This is a genomic window from Lachnospira multipara ATCC 19207, from assembly GCF_000424105.1.
GTDB classification, from domain to species: Bacteria; Bacillota; Clostridia; order Lachnospirales; family Lachnospiraceae; genus Lachnospira; species Lachnospira multipara.
This window is the reverse complement of sequence record NZ_AUJG01000002.1, coordinates 46,996-65,907: the sequence shown is the minus strand read 5'-3', so window position 1 is coordinate 65,907 and position 18,912 is coordinate 46,996. Positions and strand designations below refer to the sequence as shown.

12 protein-coding genes are annotated in these 18,912 nt (G+C 36.6%); 2 read left to right on the top strand and 10 right to left on the bottom strand.

What is annotated here, in order from left to right:
* Nucleotides 1–216 precede the first annotated feature (216 nt).
* From asd to G600_RS0102720, 9 genes are all read right to left on the bottom strand, one after another.
* On the bottom strand, nucleotides 217–1,305 hold the full coding sequence (gene asd / locus G600_RS0102760) for an aspartate-semialdehyde dehydrogenase (protein WP_027430561.1): 1,089 nt from the start codon (nucleotides 1,303–1,305) through the stop codon (nucleotides 217–219).
* 426 nt (nucleotides 1,306–1,731) lie between these two features.
* Nucleotides 1,732–6,108 (bottom strand): pectate lyase family protein, encoded by a 4,377-nt coding sequence (locus G600_RS15810; protein WP_081669392.1) that lies wholly within the window; start codon nucleotides 6,106–6,108, stop codon nucleotides 1,732–1,734.
* A 535-nt stretch (nucleotides 6,109–6,643) separates the two neighbouring features.
* A complete protein-coding gene (locus G600_RS13595) occupies nucleotides 6,644–8,890 on the bottom strand; it encodes a pectate lyase family protein (protein WP_051195334.1) in 2,247 nt (748 codons plus the stop codon).
* A gap of 601 nt (nucleotides 8,891–9,491) precedes the next feature.
* Entirely contained in the window at nucleotides 9,492–10,190 is a 699-nt protein-coding gene (locus G600_RS13590; protein ID WP_081669391.1) for a metallophosphoesterase family protein, read from the bottom strand.
* Nucleotides 10,191–12,188 (bottom strand): BMP family ABC transporter substrate-binding protein, encoded by a 1,998-nt coding sequence (locus G600_RS13585; protein WP_034245347.1) that lies wholly within the window; start codon nucleotides 12,186–12,188, stop codon nucleotides 10,191–10,193.
* Between the two features lie 300 nt (nucleotides 12,189–12,488).
* The gene (locus G600_RS0102735; protein ID WP_027430560.1) at nucleotides 12,489–12,731 is read right to left on the bottom strand and encodes a hypothetical protein; all 243 of its coding nucleotides are present in this window, start codon (nucleotides 12,729–12,731) and stop codon (nucleotides 12,489–12,491) included.
* A 142-nt stretch (nucleotides 12,732–12,873) separates the two neighbouring features.
* The gene (locus G600_RS0102730; protein WP_027430559.1) at nucleotides 12,874–13,485 is read right to left on the bottom strand and encodes an ECF transporter S component; all 612 of its coding nucleotides are present in this window, start codon (nucleotides 13,483–13,485) and stop codon (nucleotides 12,874–12,876) included.
* 149 nt (nucleotides 13,486–13,634) lie between these two features.
* The gene (locus tag G600_RS0102725) at nucleotides 13,635–14,570 is read right to left on the bottom strand and encodes an ROK family protein (protein WP_027430558.1); all 936 of its coding nucleotides are present in this window, start codon (nucleotides 14,568–14,570) and stop codon (nucleotides 13,635–13,637) included.
* Nucleotides 14,571–14,580: 10 nt separating this feature from the next.
* Nucleotides 14,581–15,678, bottom strand: a complete 1,098-nt coding sequence (locus G600_RS0102720; protein ID WP_027430557.1) for a CdaR family transcriptional regulator — start codon at nucleotides 15,676–15,678, stop codon at nucleotides 14,581–14,583.
* Nucleotides 15,679–15,879: 201 nt separating this feature from the next.
* Here G600_RS0102720 and G600_RS0102715 point away from each other — a divergent pair, with 201 nt between their 5' ends.
* A complete protein-coding gene (locus G600_RS0102715) occupies nucleotides 15,880–17,022 on the top strand; it encodes a glycerate kinase family protein (RefSeq protein WP_027430556.1) in 1,143 nt (380 codons plus the stop codon).
* Between the two features lie 78 nt (nucleotides 17,023–17,100).
* The gene (locus tag G600_RS0102710; RefSeq protein WP_027430555.1) at nucleotides 17,101–18,357 is read left to right on the top strand and encodes a GntP family permease; all 1,257 of its coding nucleotides are present in this window, start codon (nucleotides 17,101–17,103) and stop codon (nucleotides 18,355–18,357) included.
* 141 nt (nucleotides 18,358–18,498) lie between these two features.
* Here G600_RS0102710 and G600_RS0102705 read toward each other — a convergent pair whose 3' ends face one another.
* On the bottom strand, nucleotides 18,499–18,777 hold the full coding sequence (locus G600_RS0102705) for an acylphosphatase (RefSeq protein ID WP_027430554.1): 279 nt from the start codon (nucleotides 18,775–18,777) through the stop codon (nucleotides 18,499–18,501).
* Nucleotides 18,778–18,912: the final 135 nt, after the last annotated feature.

Sequence of the window (18,912 nt, the reverse complement as noted above, 5' to 3'; positions counted from 1 at the left end):
TAGTAAGCTTTATACCCCCGCTTAAAGCTTACGCTTTTGAAGCGGGGGATTGCTTACACTGCGTTCAACTAAATCTAAATTTAAGTTTAAACTAAAGCGAGGCTTTTATCAAGACATTTTAAGAATAAAAAAGGGCAAGAATAAGACTTTTAATTAGTGTAAAGTCCTATCTTTGCCCTTTGTAAAATTTATTATTCAAAAGTCTTAAATCTACAATTACTTAGCTGTAATATAGCCCTTTGCCTTAAGTAACTCAGCGATTAATACGGCACCACCTGCTGCACCTCTAAGTGTGTTGTGTGATAAACCAACAAACTTATAGTCAAATACAGCATCTTCTCTTAATCTACCAAGAGAAACGCCCATACCGTTCTCATAGTTAACATCTAACTTAACCTGTGGACGGTCATCTTCTTCTAAGTACTGGATAAAGTGCTTTGGAGCGCTTGGAAGCTCTAATTCCTGTGGAACTCCCTTGAAGTTTCTCCACTTTTCAATGATCTGTTCCTTTGTTGGCTTCTTCTCGAAGTTAACAAATACTGCAGCTGTATGTCCATCAAGAACTGGAACTCTGATACACTGGCAAGTAATCTGTGGTGTTGTAGCTGGAACTACCTTACCATCCTTTACTTCACCCCATAATCTAAGAGGTTCCTTCTCAGACTTTTCTTCTTCACCACCAATGTATGGGATGATGTTCTCAACCATCTCTGGCCACTGAGCAAATGTCTTACCAGCACCTGAAATAGCCTGATATGTTGTAGCAACTACAAGCTTAGGACCAAATTCCTTTAAAGCATTTAAAGCTGGTGTATAGCTCTGAATTGAACAGTTAGGCTTAACACAGATAAAGCCTCTCTTAGTACCAAGTCTCTTTCTCTGAGCCTCAATAACCTCTAAGTGCTCTGGGTTAATTTCAGGTACTACCATAGGAACATCCTCTGTCCAACGGTTAGCACTGTTATTAGAAACTACAGGAACTTCTGCCTTAGCATATCTTTCCTCTAAAGCCTTGATTTCATTCTTTGGCATATTAACTGCACAGAATACAAAATCAACTGACTCAACGATCTTATCAAAATCCTTATCCATATCATAAACTGGCATCTTCTTAACAAATTCAGGCATTGGAGTAGTCATCTTCCAACGTCCATCAACAGCCTCCTCATAAGACTTTCCTGCTGAACGTCCTGAAGCTGCAAGTAATACTACTTCAAACCAAGGATGATTCTCAAGTAATGTAATGAATCTCTGTCCTACCATACCTGTACCACCAAGAATACCAACTCTTAATTTCTCACTCATCGTCTACCTCTTTCCTCTGCCACTTAACTTAGACATTTACTACATAATTCCTAAAAAATACAATAAAAGAGTTCAAAAACACTCTTTATCCTTTTGTCTTTCTGTGGCGGACATTTGTATTTTCACTAAAGAATATTATCATAATAAAAGCTATTTGGCAAGCCATTTTCCATATAATTTTATCATAAAAATTTACTTAGGCAATACGAAAATAACACAACTTTAAACATTGATTTAAAGCCTGCTCTTTACATGAATTAATTTCATTTTTAACAACCATAAAAACAGAAAACGGGGTCTTAAACCCCGTTTTCAAAAATATTAGGAGAAGTAAAATCTTGCAAGCAATTTTAATGGTCTAGCTGTAGTTTTTTACTACACATTATTGACCCACAATATTTTCTTCTTGTTATCTTTAATTAGTAATTAGTTATGCTTCTTCTTAATACTTACTACCACACCTACTGCAATTGCAACCCCTGCAATTACAAGGAGGATGATGTAAGGAATTACATTAGCTGTATCTCCTGTTTGTGAAGTTGATGTAGCTGTTGTATCTGCTGAATTGTTAGTTGTTGTGTTTGCTGAATTATTAGTTGTTGTTACTGTTGTGTCTGCTAAAACTATTTCATCATTAGCAGTAACTACATCTGTATCAGCTGCAACTTCACCTGCAGCATTAGCAGTGATTGTTACATTTGTGCTAGCGCTACCATCCTTTGAAAGGATTATAAATTCATGAACACCAGCTGATAAGCTAGCCATGTAATCTGCGCTAATTTCAACTATTGTAGAACCTGAGTAAGCAACATAGTTTGAAGGATCAATAAGCACGCCATCTACCTTAACACCAAGGAATAAATCAAAAGATGCGCTAGATCTTAATACAAGCTTTTCAGTTCCTGTAACTGTAACGCCATCGCCTTCAAGCATCTCATAAGCAGTATCCGTGTCAGCAGCTACTTCTGTTGAAGTCTCTTCCTGAGCCTGTGTTGGAGCCTCTGTTGATTCCTCTGTTGAAGCTTCTGTTGCCTCTGTTGGTGCCTCTGTTGATTCCTCTGTTGAAGCTTCTGTTGCCTCTGTTGGTGCCTCTGTTGGTGCCTCTGTAGATTCCTCTGTTGAAGCCTCTGTTGGTGCTTCTGTTGATTCCTCTGTTGGAGCCTCTGTTGATTCCTCTGTTGAAGCCTCTGTGCTCTCTTCTGTTGCAGGCTCTGTGCTGCTTGAAGAAAGGAGTGTAATCTTCTGACTTGCTACATTGTAGTGTGCACCAAGTGAGCTAATATCACTAGTTGCTTCAGTTTCATATAAACCATTTACATTGATTGTGCCATCAGCATTTCTAAATAAACTATCAATATCCTGATTTACTGAAATGTTGTTATTAGCATTCTTAAATGAAGAAGCTGATAATGTGTAAGCTGCTGAAGCTAAGCTACTTAGCTTGCTGCTATTGTTAACTGAAACACCAAGAGATGTTTTAAAAATGTAATTTTTCTTATTATAAGATACAACTGATGAAGAAATTACACCAGTAAACTTATCACTGCCAGAATTGTTATAAGAAACAAGGTTCTTATAAAGAGCTCCTGATGCTGATCTGTAACACATAAAGTTAGCCTTACTTGAATCACCACCGCCATTAGAAGCTGCTGTACAGTTCATAATTGTAAGATTTGAAGGATTGTTATTATCTGTAAATCCTGTAGCACCATTATTAAAAGCTAAACAGTTAAATACGTAATGAGCAGTTCCAACGCCAGAACCACCAAGCTTAAATCCATTCATATCGCCACTACCAAAAGATGTTCCTGAACTAGTCTTACCATTTGCAAAGGCTACACAGTTTCTAATTGTAACTACACCAATAGGTCCTGTAGTTTTCTTAGCAAATAAATCCCAACCATCATCTGAATTAGCATATGAAATACAACCATCAAATACATTGCCTTCACCACATGTTAACTTAGCAGCGAAACCATCTGCATTTTCCTGTGTCTTTAAATCACAGTTATCAAATGAAGTACAGTTTAAAATTAAGTTGTTTGAAGGCCACTGTGATATATCAGCATAAGCTGTATTATATCTTGAAAGCTGTAAACCAGTATCATGGTTTGCTTCAAAAATACAACCTTCGATAATGTTGTTACTACCTGAAAGTAACATACCGTTATCACCAGCACCATAGAATGTAATGCCGTTTACATACCAGTAATCACCATCAAGTATAACGCCTCTATTAGAAGATTCCTCTTCCATTGCAGAGAAGTCAAGCACTACAGTTGCATTATCTGCAGCACGTAAAATCTTATAATTTCCTTCACTGCCGCTATTAGCTTCTGAAATAAGAATTGTACTGCTAAACTTATATTTACCGTCAGCCACAATAATTGCCTGACCAGCAACTACATTTTCTAAAGCATTAACTAATTCTTCAGATGTTGATACATAAATTGCATTAGCAAAATCTGAATCAGAAGCCTGGCTTAAATCTGTATATGAACCAGAATATGTTGTATTTGTCTTATCATAGTTAGCAAGACTTACTGTTGAAGCTGTTGAAGCTGCATCATCCTTAGACTCTGTAGTTGTCTCAGCCTCTGTTGTTGTTTCGGCCTCTGTTGTTGTTTCGGCCTCTGTTGTTGTTTCAGTCTCAGCATCACCATATGAATAAACCATATAGAAGAGGTTGATTGAATCACCCTTTGTTACTGTAACAGTACCAGCAGCTACATCTACTGTAAGCACATTAGAAGAACCAACTTTATAGCTTGTACCATTTATCTTGACCTTCTTACCATTAGCATCTGTCGAACCACCAAATACTAAAGTTAACTTACCATCCTTTGCTGCTTTAAATGTAATAGATGTTTTAGATTCCATCTTTAAACAGCTAGTAAGGCTTAAACCATTATATGTAACTTTTCCCTTATCTGTTGAGAGATTACCAGAAATTGTATAAAAATCACTAGTTGTTCCATCAGCAGTGAAGTTATGAACATATGAAACAGATGTATCAGCAGCAACCTCAGCTGTTGTTGTCTCTTCAGTTGTTGTTTCCTTAGTTGTTTCTGTTTCAGCCTCTGTACTTGTCTCCTCGCTTGAAGCACCTGACTTAACGCCTAATACTGAAACTAATTCTGTATTTTTGTAATTTCTTACAAGTGCAAGTAATTCTTTATCTACTGCGTAGCTACTGTCATCTTCCTCGCTAAATGTGTAATCAATTACGCCGCCACCCTGGCTACCTGCGTTTGCAGTAACGATTGTCTTAACATCTTCAGCCGCGTCAATGTTAGACTCGTCAACGCCAAGGTCTTTAGTTGTATCAAAGTTATCATAGCTTGTTGAACCTACTAAAGTCTTGTAGCTGTCTGAAACGACTTCGTCTCTTGAGCTTGCAAGGTAAGCATCATAGCTAGTTGAATTTCCGTCTTCTGTATTAGCGTAAATTACTGAGCCTGAATTTTCCATGAAATTATTAAAGGCCTTAATTACGCCGCCGTTTTCACCTGAAAATGTACCATCACCTAAAGCATCTGTACCCTGAAGTGAGCTAAGCATTGGATTAGCACATCCTCTAAAATAGTTGTTTTCAACGAAAGCTGACGAACCAGTTGTTACACCAACACCATACTTTGAATTTCCATCATAGTAGTTGTTGTATAAATGTACTGACATAGTTCTAATTCTTGCCATTCTTGAATCTGAATGGTCAAACCAGTTGTGATGGTATGTAATGTAATTTGGACCAGATTCTGACTTCATACCACAAAGTGAACATTTTCCTGAATCATAAAAATGTACATATGAAACTGTTACATACTGTGAATTACCCTTGATATCAACTGAGCCATCACCCTTTGCCTGATCTGAATCAGAACCAGCATTACCATAATAAAGATCCATGTTATGAACCCAGATATTACAGTTGTCTGTATCAATTGAAATACCATCATCCATGAAATAAAGGATTGAGAAGTTTCTAATTTCTACATTGCCTGCATTTCTAAGTAAGAAACCAAAACCATGAACTGAAGCATCCTCACCTACACCCTCGATTGTCATGTTAAGCTGTGAATAAGCATTCTTACCCTTAATCTGAATACCCTCAGAGCTACTACCAAAAGAATCAACAGAATCAGCATCAATATTACCAATAATTCTTACATCAAGAGGTCTTGTTTCATAACCCTTCTGATATGCTGCAATAATTGCCTGTAAACCAGTAGTTTCTGTATATTTATTCTTACCAGTCTGGATTGTTGCAGTTACAGTCTTAGCTGTATCGCCATAGATATATAAGACAATAGCATCTGACTTTAATGTTCCGTCTTCGTTATAAGCACCAGATCCTGTCTTATAAGTAGAATCGCTTGAAAATGCGAAACCTGATCTATCATAAGCAGTTACTGTAAGTGTATCTGTAACACTAGCCTTATCACTGACTTCCTGGCCGTTTACATAAGGTACAACCTTAATTACATATTCACCTGCTGATAAACCAAGTGCATCAACTCTCCAATAATTTGTATACTCCCTAATAAGCTCGTTGTCTAACTTAATATACGAATTATCACTTTTTGTTGCCTCCTTCACATAAGCAACGTAACCGTCAGCCCCCTCTACGCTTGTCCATTCAGCGTATGCTGACTCTAAATAACCTGCGGCATCTGTAAATACTACAGACGCTACACTTGCCTTTGCTGTCGCAATCGATGCTGTAATGATAATAGACAAAGTCATTACAACAGCTAAAAGCGATGCAAGGCGCTTTCTTGTCGTTCTCTTAAAAGCACCAATCATTTTGTTTTCCTCCCAATAAATTATTCATTATCCGTAGCTTTCATTGTGCAACTTTTACATATGAAACTGCATCAATGCATTTATATTATCAATATTTACCATATCTTCAAATAGGACTATGCTAGTTCTTTGGTACCTATTTTATTGACAAGGTACTAGTTTTAAATAAGAATCATACTTTTGGTAGGGTTGCACTGTGCATATTTTTTGATATATTTTTATAATTTATTTGTGCAATTTTACTAGTAATTTTGTATTATATAAAAGCAACATCCTTAATTTTATAAAAGTTAATATAGACTTATCGTAAAGCGGACATTCGGAATCCGCTTCGCTACTTCCTCATGAACGCAGTGGCACTTTGTGCCACCTGTCAGAAGGGGCTTTAACCCCTTCTGACACTAGTAAGCTTTATACCCCCGCTTAAAGCTTACGCTTTTGAAGCGGGGGATTGCTTACACTGCGTTCAAAAAAAGGAGCGAAAGGTTACCCTTTCGCTCCCATTTATTAGGAGAAGTAAAATCTTGTAAGCAAATTAATATGCATAACCACTAGATAGTTCTACGTAATAAATATTAATAGCACCTGTTGTTGAAGCTAAATAATAAACTCCATCAGATGGAACTGTTAAAGTCATAGAAACTAACTTCTCGTAAGATACATTCTTTGTTGCCACTGTATTTCCATTGGCATCAAGAAGTGCAAGTGTCTGCTTCTTTGAACCATCAGAAATAGCATAAATCTTTACCTTAGTCTCTCCTGCAGCGTTAAATGCAATGCTTCTATAAGCATTATTTCCAACGCCTGATAATTTAATTTTTCTTGTAAAATCAATATCCTTAAAGTTTTGTGTATCACTTTCTACTACTACACTATTAGAGCTATTAGCTAAAAGCTTGAAGCCATCAACTGTTGTAGCATTTTTATAAGTACCAGTTGCTAAATCGTTAGCAGAAAGAACTAGCTTGCTTGCTGTAGAGCTAGGAGCAGTTGTTTCTGGCTGGCTTGTTGTAGCCTCTGTCTGTGTTTCTGTAGTAGTTTCGGTTGTTGTTTGTGTTGTATTCTCAGTTGCATTTGTTGTCTCTTCGCTAGTTTCCTCATAACTAACGCCTGATGCGTTACCCCCCACTGAAACTAGTGATGTCTTATATGATGATAGTGCTGCCTTTAATTGTTCATTTACAACATAAGCCTCATCATCTGCAGATGTAAATGTCCACTTAAAATCACCACCATTAATTCTACCTGCATAAGCAACTACAGAATTTTTTGCTGCTTCTGCTGATTGAACTGTATAAGAATACATAAGTGAAGAGTTTGTATCAAAATTATTGTATGTTGTAGAGCCCTGCTTTGTTTTAACTGATGATGAAATCTGCTCGTTTCTAGAAGCTGCTTCATATACGTCAAAGCTCTGGCTATTTTGCTGATATGTAATGACGCCCTTACCGCCTACAATTGTGTTGCCGTAAGACTTAATAATACCGCCGTTTTCACCTGAGAATGTGGCATTAGCTGTACCATTAGCAATATCAGATCCCTGCATTGAGCTTAGCATTGGATACTTACAATTTCTAAAGTAGTTGTTCTCTACAAATACTGAGCAACCCATTGTAGCACCTACACCATACTTTGCATTACCATCATAGTAATTGTTGTAGATGTGAACTGTACAAGTACGAATTCTTGGATGTCTACTATCTGAATGGTCATACCAGTTGTGGTGGTATGTGATGTAATTTTCAGTAGATTCTGACTTCATACCCTGAAGATTACATTTTCCATTGTCATAGAAATGGTTGTAAGAATGTGTAATATAGCTTGATGTCTTAGTATCAAGAGCGCCATCGCCCTTTACCTGATCTGCATCAGAGCCTGCATCTCCGTAGAAGAAATCACAGTTGTGAACCCAAACATGGTCATCATTTTGCTGTAATCCAACATCATCGCCTTCACCTGAATTACAATTCATGAAACCTAAGTTTCTAACTTCCACATTTGATGCATTTGCAATACGAAGACCCCAACCATCGCAAGTTGCATCCTCGCCTACACCTTCAAATGTAACACCACAAGCTAGTCTCTTTGAAGAGCTGCTGCCCTTGATTAAAATGTCACCGTCCATCATCACATCAAAATCAGTGATTTGGCCAATTAAACGAATATCAAGCGGACGTGAGTCGTAACCCTTCTTGTAAGCATCTAAGATGTTTTGAAGACCTGTAGCTTTTGTAGTTGCACCCTTTGAACTTGTAACTACGTCAAGTGATACAGTATTCTTAGTCTCTTCTGTAATATAAAGAACTACTGCATCAGATTTTAAAGTACCATTAGAGTTATAAGCACCACTTGCATCTCCATCAACGAAGGCGAAACCTGAACGGTCATGTGCCATTACGCTGATAGTTCCTGTAGTAACGCTCTTAGTTGTCTTACCAACAACTGCATCGATCTTTAAAACATAATCACCTGCTTCAAGACCAAGAGCATCCACTCTAATGTAATTGCTATAATGTCTAATTAATTCGTCATCAAGCTGAACATAGGCACTGTCTGCCTGGCTTGCCTTCTTAACATAGGCCTTATAGCTACTAGCGCCATTAACTGGAGAAAATGTAGCATATGCCACTTCAAAATCTCCCTGGCTAGAAAGTAAACTTATGCTACCTGTAGCTGCCTTTGCAGTAAGTAGCGAAGTTGGAATAAGTACACTAACAAGCATAGCTAGTGTAAGTAATAAAACTTGGCACTTTGTGCCAATTGAATTCTTAGCTAAATTCATTTTTTGCCTCCCATGCGTTTTTTGAAATAACTTTTAATATAAAGCGTTCAAAAAATGCACTTCGAATTCAATATAAACAACAACATGGTCATTGTAACAATTAAGATTTTTAAAATAAATCGTACCTTACTAGTTTTTTAGTACTAGATACTTTAATTTGGTACTATTTTATAAAATATATCTAATTCTAAAGTCTTATTTATGCAATTTACACTAGATATAATATCTATCTTCATAGAAAATGTATTTCCTTAGAAAAGATGTCAGTAAATACGCAAGTTTATGTGAGAAAAAATAAAATAAAAAAGGCAATAAAAAAACTTGGTGGGTTTTTCCTGCCCACCAAGTTCTCAGGTTTCATTAGGATTCTTTCCTGTCCCCGTTAAAACCTTTATGAATATCTTGTGCAAAATCTTAGCATTGCCATGGTTTTTCCTGCCATATCCCCCAATACATTATCTCACCCAAGTATATCCTAAATTATTCATTCTTAGATAAGATCCCCTATTCCTATCTAAAAACATTCCCAAAACATTGTTTTGGTAATTTCCAACAAAATCATTATACAATACAATTATCTTTTATGCAAGATGTATATTTTTTAACAATCTTTAGAACTTTTAGACTTCTTTAGCTCATCCGCTGCTGCCTCTTTACTGGCTGCTGTATCTTTACTAGCTTCTACATTTTCTAAAGAATCCTTATCTGGATATTCAAAAATATATCTCTCATAGCCATTAATCACAGTGGTATCCTGATTAAGCTGCATCTCTGGCTTAAAATTTAGCATATAGTTTTTGTGCACATGGCCGTGAACAAAGAACTTAGGCTTGTATTTGGCAATAATGTCATTAAAGACCTCAAAGCCCACATGGACATGGTCTGGCCCATCATTAATGCCTTTAGCTGGCGAATGAGTAAGTAAGATATCAATGCCCTTGTTTTTCTTAATAGAGAGCCAAACCTTATTAACCCTGCTCTTCATCTGCATCTGAGTGTATTGATTATCGCCCTTTTTGTATCTAATAGAGCCACCAAGGCCAAGAATTCTAATGCCCTTATAGACATAGACCTTATTCTCTATGCAAATACAGCCATCTGGCGGCGTATCCTTATAGCAATCATCATGATTACCCCTAACATAAAGGATTGGCACCTTAGCAAAGGTTGCAAGAAAAGATAGATACTTTGGATCAAGGTCTCCTGCAGATAGTATTAAGTCAATACCCTCTAATTTTTCTTTTTTAAAATAATCCCATAAATATTCTGACTCTACATCAGCAAGTACAAGTATCTTCATTTACTCTCCTTTTTTCTTTAAAAACTTCTCTTTAAGCTTAGCGGATAATTTAGCCTCTGTAGTCTTATCAAGCTTAAAGATACCCTGACTTGCCACCATACGCTTAGCGCTATCATTAAGGGAATCTAAATCCGGAAAACTAGCAACAACATTATCAAGTAAATAATCCATTGTAATAATCTGCTCAGGATTTAAAACCTGACCCTCCTTATTACGCATATTCCCCTCCTGATCAATTAATTCACCTTCGAAAATGTTAAATTTACCCTCTATTATTTCCTGCATAATTAAGTTTACAAGTCTCTTAGTTGTAGCAGGAATTGAGTTAGACTCAATAATTTCTATAACTCCAGCAGAAAGACCCCAAAGATAGTTAAGCGCCTTAACACTACCATCCTCTTCCGCCTCTCTATCCCAAGAGCCACTTAAAATGCTTTGAATCAATTTTTCATAAAACACACCCCAATGCCATACAGTCATGGCAAAGTGAGTATTATAGCCTTCTGTATCACCATTGCAGTAAAGACCGAAGTTTCTCTTACCCTTCATAGGGGTAATCATATCCTGGTCAGAAATGCAGTGAACTCCGTTAGCGGCAAAATTTGCCTCTACATCATTGTCCTTAATTCCGCTCCATTCCACATAAACCTTAACTCTTGGATTAACCATCTTAGCGCCAAGAGCGAAGGCATTGATATTAGCTGTCACACCAAAAATTGGGCAATTAGCCACATAGCCAATTCGACCACTAGCTGCCATAGAACCAGCAATAATACCACTTAAGAACTTAGCCTCATACATTCTTGCATAATAAGTTCTAATGTATTTGTGTGGTATCTTTAAGGAACAGTTAAGGATCTTAACCTTAGGGTTTGCAATAGCCACCTTTAGGGAAGCCATAGTCATGGATGGTGATGTAACAAAGATGATATTGACGCCATTTTTAATAAGCTTTTTCATCTCCTTCTCATCATCGATTTCCGGAATGACGTTTTTGGCAACCACTGTCTCTATCTGGTCTCCAAAGACCTCTTCAATATACTGTCTACCAAGCTCATGAGAGTAAACCCAGTCTGACTTTTCAGGGCTATTCTCATAAATAAAGCCAATCTTTAACTTCTTAGTCTGCTGACTTGGAAATGGTAGTAAATAGCTTAAAATGTTCTTTTTATGTGTATCTGTTGGGTCAAGCTTAAAATCCACTTCGCTGTTATCATCAAGAAGTTCAAACTCTGCCCAAGTCTTTGCCACATTTCGCGACATTTCCATAGGTAGCATATTCACTACGTTCTTATAGCCGTGAATATGTACGAATCGTAAAAATGAATCTCCAATAGGAAAGTCAAACTTCTCCCCGCCTCTTTCTAAATAGGCATTCTTAAAATTAAGATAGGCAGAGCACATATCACGCTTGTCCTCATCATTTGCAAAGTCGCCCTTCTTAATTCCTGCAAGGCTCATAAGGGAAGTAAAACTTCCTTCCTTACTAAAGTAAATATCATTAATCTTAGTGGCCTTATAAAAATCCATAAATTCGTAGTAAATACGCACATTTACATTGTTAGGGTCATACTTTGGAATCTTTCTTGTAACCTTAGCGTTAATAGTTACTGCTCCAAAATACTTTAAAACCGAAACTCTTTTATTGCCCTCTAAGACATAAAATTTATTCATGTATTCGTAAACTTTAATAGGCTCTCTAATGCCCTCATTTACCTGGCTGTCTGAAAGAGATGCCCACTTAGCTGCAAATTCTGTTCCCCAATCAAGTAAAGGCATGAAATTGTCAGCAAAAGCATTGGTTCTACCCTTAGTACATGTACCAACTACGAGACTTAGAGGGATTTGATCCTCCCCTAAATTAACTTCTCTCTCAATAGTACTTTCATCTAAGAAGTCTTCAAGAACTGGTAAATAAGGTGATTTACCTCTGTTCATACATGCATTATAGGCTCTTTTTCCTGATTTAAGTGCTGTCTGATAATCCTGAACTGACATAATATTCGCCTCCTTAATGTAAAGCGGACATTCGGAATCCGCTTCGCTACTTCCTCATGAACGCAGTGGCACTTTGTGCCACCTGTCAGAAGGGGCTTTAACCCCTTCTGACACTAGTAAGCTTTATACCCCCGCTTAAAGCTTACGCTTTTGAAGCGGTGGATTGCTTACACTGCGTTCAATCTAACTAGTAGAAATTTTCAGTATCAGTATATCATAGCTAAACCTTCGTAGTCACTACATTTTCATGCAAAAAAGCCCCACCCAAAGGACTAAATCCAATGGATGGGACTCTTTTAGTTACAAGCTAAAATCTGTATTACTTAGGACAAAAGTTTTGAGTTTGCAATCTGAACTATATGTTGTAGATGAAGAAAGATTAATTGACTCGGGTGTGTCCTCTTCCTTCACATCCTTCCTTTGATGTTTCTTAGCAACATATTCTTTCTTGCGCTCCTCTTCGCTTTTATCCTTCATCTTTGGTGTAATCTGAATTGTTGTAACTGCTTCAACCGCTAATAAATCGATAACTCCGTTTATCATAAATATCCCTCCTTGGAAAAAGAAAAAGCGGTAAACTAACTATCTTCTATTTTCTATATCGGAATATTTACTTATAACTTTATACTTTTATCTTATTATTTAAAAATAAATTTCAAAGGGAGCACTAAACATTAAACTAAAACTAATTCTTCTTAATTCTTCCGTGGAGAAGTGGTGAGATTGGTTTATAAATAAGCACAGTAATTACCACTGAAATCATGCCCTTAACAAAGGTAAATGGCACGTTAAATATAAGCAAGCACTCAAATAAATTATCCACTGAAGGAATGATTGCCTTATAAGCTGCAATAATTGCATCCATAGGCATAAAGTTTGTGTAGAATGGGTACACAATAAAATAATTTGTTACAAGGCTAAATACTGCCATTGCACAAGCGCCAACTGTAGCACCAATAATTGCTGCTGACTTTGATTTCTTAAGCTTATATACGCATCCTGCTACACCTACAAAACAAGCACCAAGTAAGAAGTTAGATAATTCTCCAACAAAACCTGATGAGGAATCAAGAAGGTGTAAAAGGTTCTTAATAAGTTCAATTAAAATACCAGCAATCGGGCCATAGGCAAATGCACCAATAAGGGCTGGTAAATCTGATAAATCAAGCTTAATAAAGCTTGGGATTAAAACTGGTATTGGGAATTCAAAAAACATAAGAATAAATGCAATACCTGAAAGCATACCAATACCTGCTAGCTTTACAACATCTACTCTCTTTTTAGACTGACTATCCATCTATATAACTTCCTTTCTCCTTAAAAAAATCTTAAAAAGCATTATAATTACTATCTTTCATATCATTTTAATATGACACAATCTAATTGTGCAACTATTATTTTATATTTTTTCGATAAATTTTATCATTATAGTTGTAAAACAGCTGTTTATCTACAGCCTGCAAGATAAGCACAGCCATACATGCCTGCATCATTAAGGAGCTTTGCCTGCATAATATTAGTGTACTTTGATGGATGAAAAACGTACTTCTTGTAGCTTTCTCTTATCTTATCAATGAAGTAATCGCCGGCTTTTGAAACACCACCACCGATTACAAATACCTCAGGATCAATCATGCCAGCGGCAATTGCAAGACCCCTTCCAAGATAATCTGTAACATAATCAACTATCATTATACTTAAAAGGTCGCCCTTTTTAGCCTCATCAAATACATCCTTAGCTGTTAAATTCTCAATTCTTTTAAGGGTAGAGTTATTTCCCTTTTCTGCTAACATTTTCTTAGCAACCCTTACAATTCCTGTAGCAGAAGCCACAATTTCAAGGCAGTCCTTCTTACCACAATTACACTCCCCCATGTCTTCTGTAACTATTGGCAAATGTCCAATCTCACAGGCAGCACCATTAAAGCCGTTAACAGGCTTGCCATCTATAATTATGCCGCCGCCAACGCCAGTACCAACTGTTATAAAGACCATACTTGAAAATTCCTTAGCGCTACCAAGCCAGTATTCACCTAGGGCCGCCATGTTGGCATCATTTCCAACACGGGTTTTAATGTGAAGTAAATTTTCAAATTCATTTACAACATTAAAGACACCCCAACCTAAGTTGATACACTTATTAACCACGCCGTTATCAAGGACAGAACCAGGAACGCCAAGGCCAATAGCCTCAATCTCCTCATCCTTAATTCCAAGGTTTTTGTTGTTCTTTCTAATATATTTTGCAATATCCTCTAAGATATATTTGCCATTCTCTTCTTTGCGAGTCTTAATTTCATCTTTAGTTATAATTTGTCCGCCAGACTTAATAAGCCCACATTTAATAGTTGTTCCACCAATGTCAATTCCGTAATAGTACATATTATCCCCTTTATTCCTTTCCTATGTCTAAAATTTTTAAAGCCATATGTAGCACGCAGGCTTCCTTAAAGCTTCTAGGATTGTAGCCTGTTTGACTAGCTATTCTATTAAGCTTATATTGCAAGGTATTCTTATGCATAAAAAGCTTGTCACAAGTAGATTTAAGAGACATATTTTCATCAAAATAAGCCTTTAAAATCTCGATATCTTCCTTTGATAAATTACACATTGTCTTTTGTAAAAATGTCTTCTTAGCATCATCTGTAGCACTTGATAGCAAAATTTCTACATCCAAATCTGAGAAAAGTGCCACCTTACCCTCTTCTACAACGCAGGTAAGAGCTAGGTTTGCAAGTCTATAAGAATCACACTGACGAGTAAGAATTCTTGCATCCCCCACGCCAATCTTTAAGATCTTACTGTTTCGCTTAGCCAAGTTACTAATGAGAAAAGACTTCTTATCAAGCTCCTTCTCACTAATAATGAGCACATACTCATTAGGATAGTTGAAGGTGTAGATGCTGTTATTTAGATGTCCAATTGTTTCAAAAATGTCTGACTCAATCATAGATAAATTTACAGGATTATATCTATTGCTTACCTTAATAACCACAGTGACGTAATTATCCTCGAAATTATTAATGCCCGCAAGGGATAGGACCTGCTTCATAAAGTTTCTATTGATATTGTCTTCATTAATAAGAGAATAAACCACATAGTTAATCTGGGCCTTCTTATCATGATTACTTAGTTCTAGCTCATGCTCTCTTACTAAAAGCAAGGTGATTCTTTGGGCAAAATATGCATACTTAGTTACCTCATCAGGTTCCCCGGTAATACCAATAACCGCAATGGTTTCCCCGTTGTGAATAATGGGCATATTAATACCTTTCTTAATTCCCTGCAACTTATTATCTTCATGTACAATCATAGTTTCACCGCTTATAGCCGCATTTTTACCTGCCTCATGGTAAGAACCTATTCTTGAAGGATCGGTACTTGCACTAATTGTGCCATCCACCTTAATAAAATTAATATCATGTTCGCAAATAGATTTAATAGCGTCTACAATCTGGCTTGCTAACTGCTCTCTAATATCTATTTTCATATAATACCTCTCACGAGTTTTGTTACATATAACAATAATAACATAAGAGCTGTAAAAATTAAATGTCATATCTAACATATAAAAAGAATATTTCAAATGATATTATTGTTATAAGCTTGTCAATCAACAAAGCTTTTCACTATATATCAAAAAGCAAAAGCTCTTCTTGCTTTTGCTTTTTTAAAAAGAAAGGAACTTTTTATGAAACTACTTTTTGCTTCTGATTCATTTAAAGGTACTTTATCAAGTGCTCAAACAATCAAGCTACTTGGTCAGGCTGCTAATGAAGTATTTGAGAACGTGGAATACTCTGGTGTTGCTGTAGCAGATGGTGGAGAAGGTACAACTGACTCTGTCATTGAAGCAATGAACGGAGAAAAGATTTACCTTGATGTTCATGATCCCTTAATGAACACGGTAAAAGCGTACTATGGTAAGTTTTCAGAAACACAGGCTGTTATTGAAATGGCTGCTGCATCTGGTTTGCCATTAGTTCCAACAAATTTAAGAAATCCCCTTAACACCACTACTTACGGTACTGGTGAAATGATCAAGGATGCTCTTGATCGTGGCTTTACAGACATTTCTATCGCAATCGGTGGTAGCGCAACGAACGACGGTGGTATTGGATGTGCAAAAGCCCTCGGCGTAAAATTCTTAGATAAAGATGGTAACGAACTTGAAGGTTTTGGTCGTGATTTAGATAAGATCGTTACAATTGATGCCTCTCAGATTGATCCAAGAATTAAGGACGCTAAGATCACAGTTATGTGTGATGTAACAAATCCTCTTTGTGGAGAGAATGGAGCCACATACACATTTGGTCCACAGAAAGGTGCAACAAAAGAAATACTCCCTATCCTAGAAGAGGGTATGAAAAACTATCGAGATATCATTAAGAGAAATTATAATGTCGATCCTGACGCCATAGCCGGCGCTGGTGCAGCCGGAGGACTCGGTATTGCTCTTAAGGTATTTGTAAACGGAGAGATGAAGTCAGGAATCGAAACAGTTCTTGATTTGATTAAATTTGATGACCGTCTTGATGGCGTAGATCTTGTTATTACAGGTGAAGGTCGTACAGACTGGCAAAGCTGCTTTGGTAAGGTAATGCAGGGTGTAGGCAAACGTGCTAAAGCAAAGAATATCCCAGCCATCGGTCTTAGCGGTAGCTTAGGTAAAGATGCCGATAAGATTTTTGACTACGGAATTGAGTCAATTATGACTACGGTTGACGCTCCTATGGAACTTGAAGAAGCTCTCACTCGTGCAGAAGAGCTTTATTATAAGGGCGCAATCAGAATGTTTAGATTCATCAAAGCAGGTATGAGTATTTCTAAGTAATTAAAAGGTTCTTAACTTTTTTGCTAGTTTAATACCCCATCCTACATTTACATTTATAATTGTTTAGGAGGTTTTAATATGACTTACGATTTTAACACAATTGGCGCACTTATCGGTCTCGTCATCGCAATCATATTAATTATTAAGAAAGTTCATCCAGCATACAGCCTAATTTTAGGTGCTTTAGTTGGTGGTTTACTCGGTGGTGGTGGTTTAACTACTACTGTTAGTACAATGGTAAATGGTGCATCAAGTATGATGTCATCAGTGCTTAGAATTATGACATCAGGTATTTTAGCTGGTGCATTAATTAAGACAGGCTCAGCACAAAAAATTGCAGAAACAATCGTAGATAAGTTAGGTCAGAAACGTGCTATTGCAGCCGTTAGTATTGCTACTATGATTATTTGTGCAGTTGGTGTATTTATTGATATATCAGTTATAACAGTTGCTCCTATCGCATTAGCAATTGGTAAGAAGGCAAACATCTCAAAAGAATCCCTTCTTCTTGCCATGATAGGTGGTGGTAAGGCAGGTAATATAATATCTCCAAACCCTAATACAATCGCAGCAAGCGAAGCATTCAATGTTGACTTAACATCATTAATGCTAAAAAATTTAATTCCTGCCCTATGCGCACTTGTTGTAACAATTATTCTTGCAACTCTTCTTTCAAAGAAGAAGAATGGTCTTATGGTTGAAGCAAGTGATATTGAGGTAAATGACACAAAGTTACCAAACTTCTTTACAGCAATTATTGGACCTTTAGTAGTTATTATATTACTTGCTTTAAGACCAATTGCTAATATTACAATTGATCCATTAATAGCACTTCCTATTGGTGGTTTAGTTTGTATTTTAGTTACTAGAAACATTAAGGACACTATTTCAATTACAGAATTCGGTTTGTCTAAGGTTGTAGGCGTATCAATTCTTTTAATTGGTACAGGTACAATTGCTGGTATCATTAAGGCATCAGCACTTCAGTATGATGTAATCAATGCTCTTGAAGCATTAAGCATGCCTGCATTTATCCTTGCTCCATTATCTGGTGTTCTTATGGCTGCTGCTACTGCTTCAACAACAGCAGGTGCTACAATTGCCGCTCAGACATTTGCACCTACATTAATTGCTCAAGGTGTCCCTGCTCTTGCAGCTGCAGCAATGATACATGCAGGAGCAACAGTTGTTGATTCATTACCACACGGTTCATTCTTCCATGCAACTGGTGGTTCAGTATCAATGTCAATTAAGGCTAGAATGAGATTAATTCCTTATGAGGCTTTAGTTGGTTTAACAAGTACAATAGTCGCAGTGATTATGTACTTAATCTAATTTTTTCAGTTAATATTAACTGACACATTTTGTTTTCTCTTTAATATAGCTTAATAAAGCATAAATAAACTCCCCATAAAGGTACCAAAAACCAAACTACTTAACCTTTATGGGGAGTATTTATATATCTTAATAAACAAATTAGAACTTTACCTTAAAGTCCTTTTCCCCTACCACTAAATCCAATCTTTCCTTAGACATGGAGTAAATTCGAATAACTCTATCGGTTCTTAACTCCTCCACAAACTGATCAATTGTCTCTTCTGGACCTTGAACCTCTAGGCTAACAGAGCCGTCATATTCATTTTTTACAAAGCCAGTTAATTTATAGGCCTGGGCTAAAAAGCTGGCCTTATATCTAAATCCTACACTTTGTACTCTTCCTGTAAAAAAATAATAATATCTGACCATCTCGTCCATAAAAACTCCCCCTAGTAAATTTTTTTCAAATCTATAAGCAGTCCAAAAATATACATTTTCTATGCATGTATAGGAAATTTATTTAATTCGCATACCTATATTTATACTAGCATTTCCATTGATATTTGTATATAT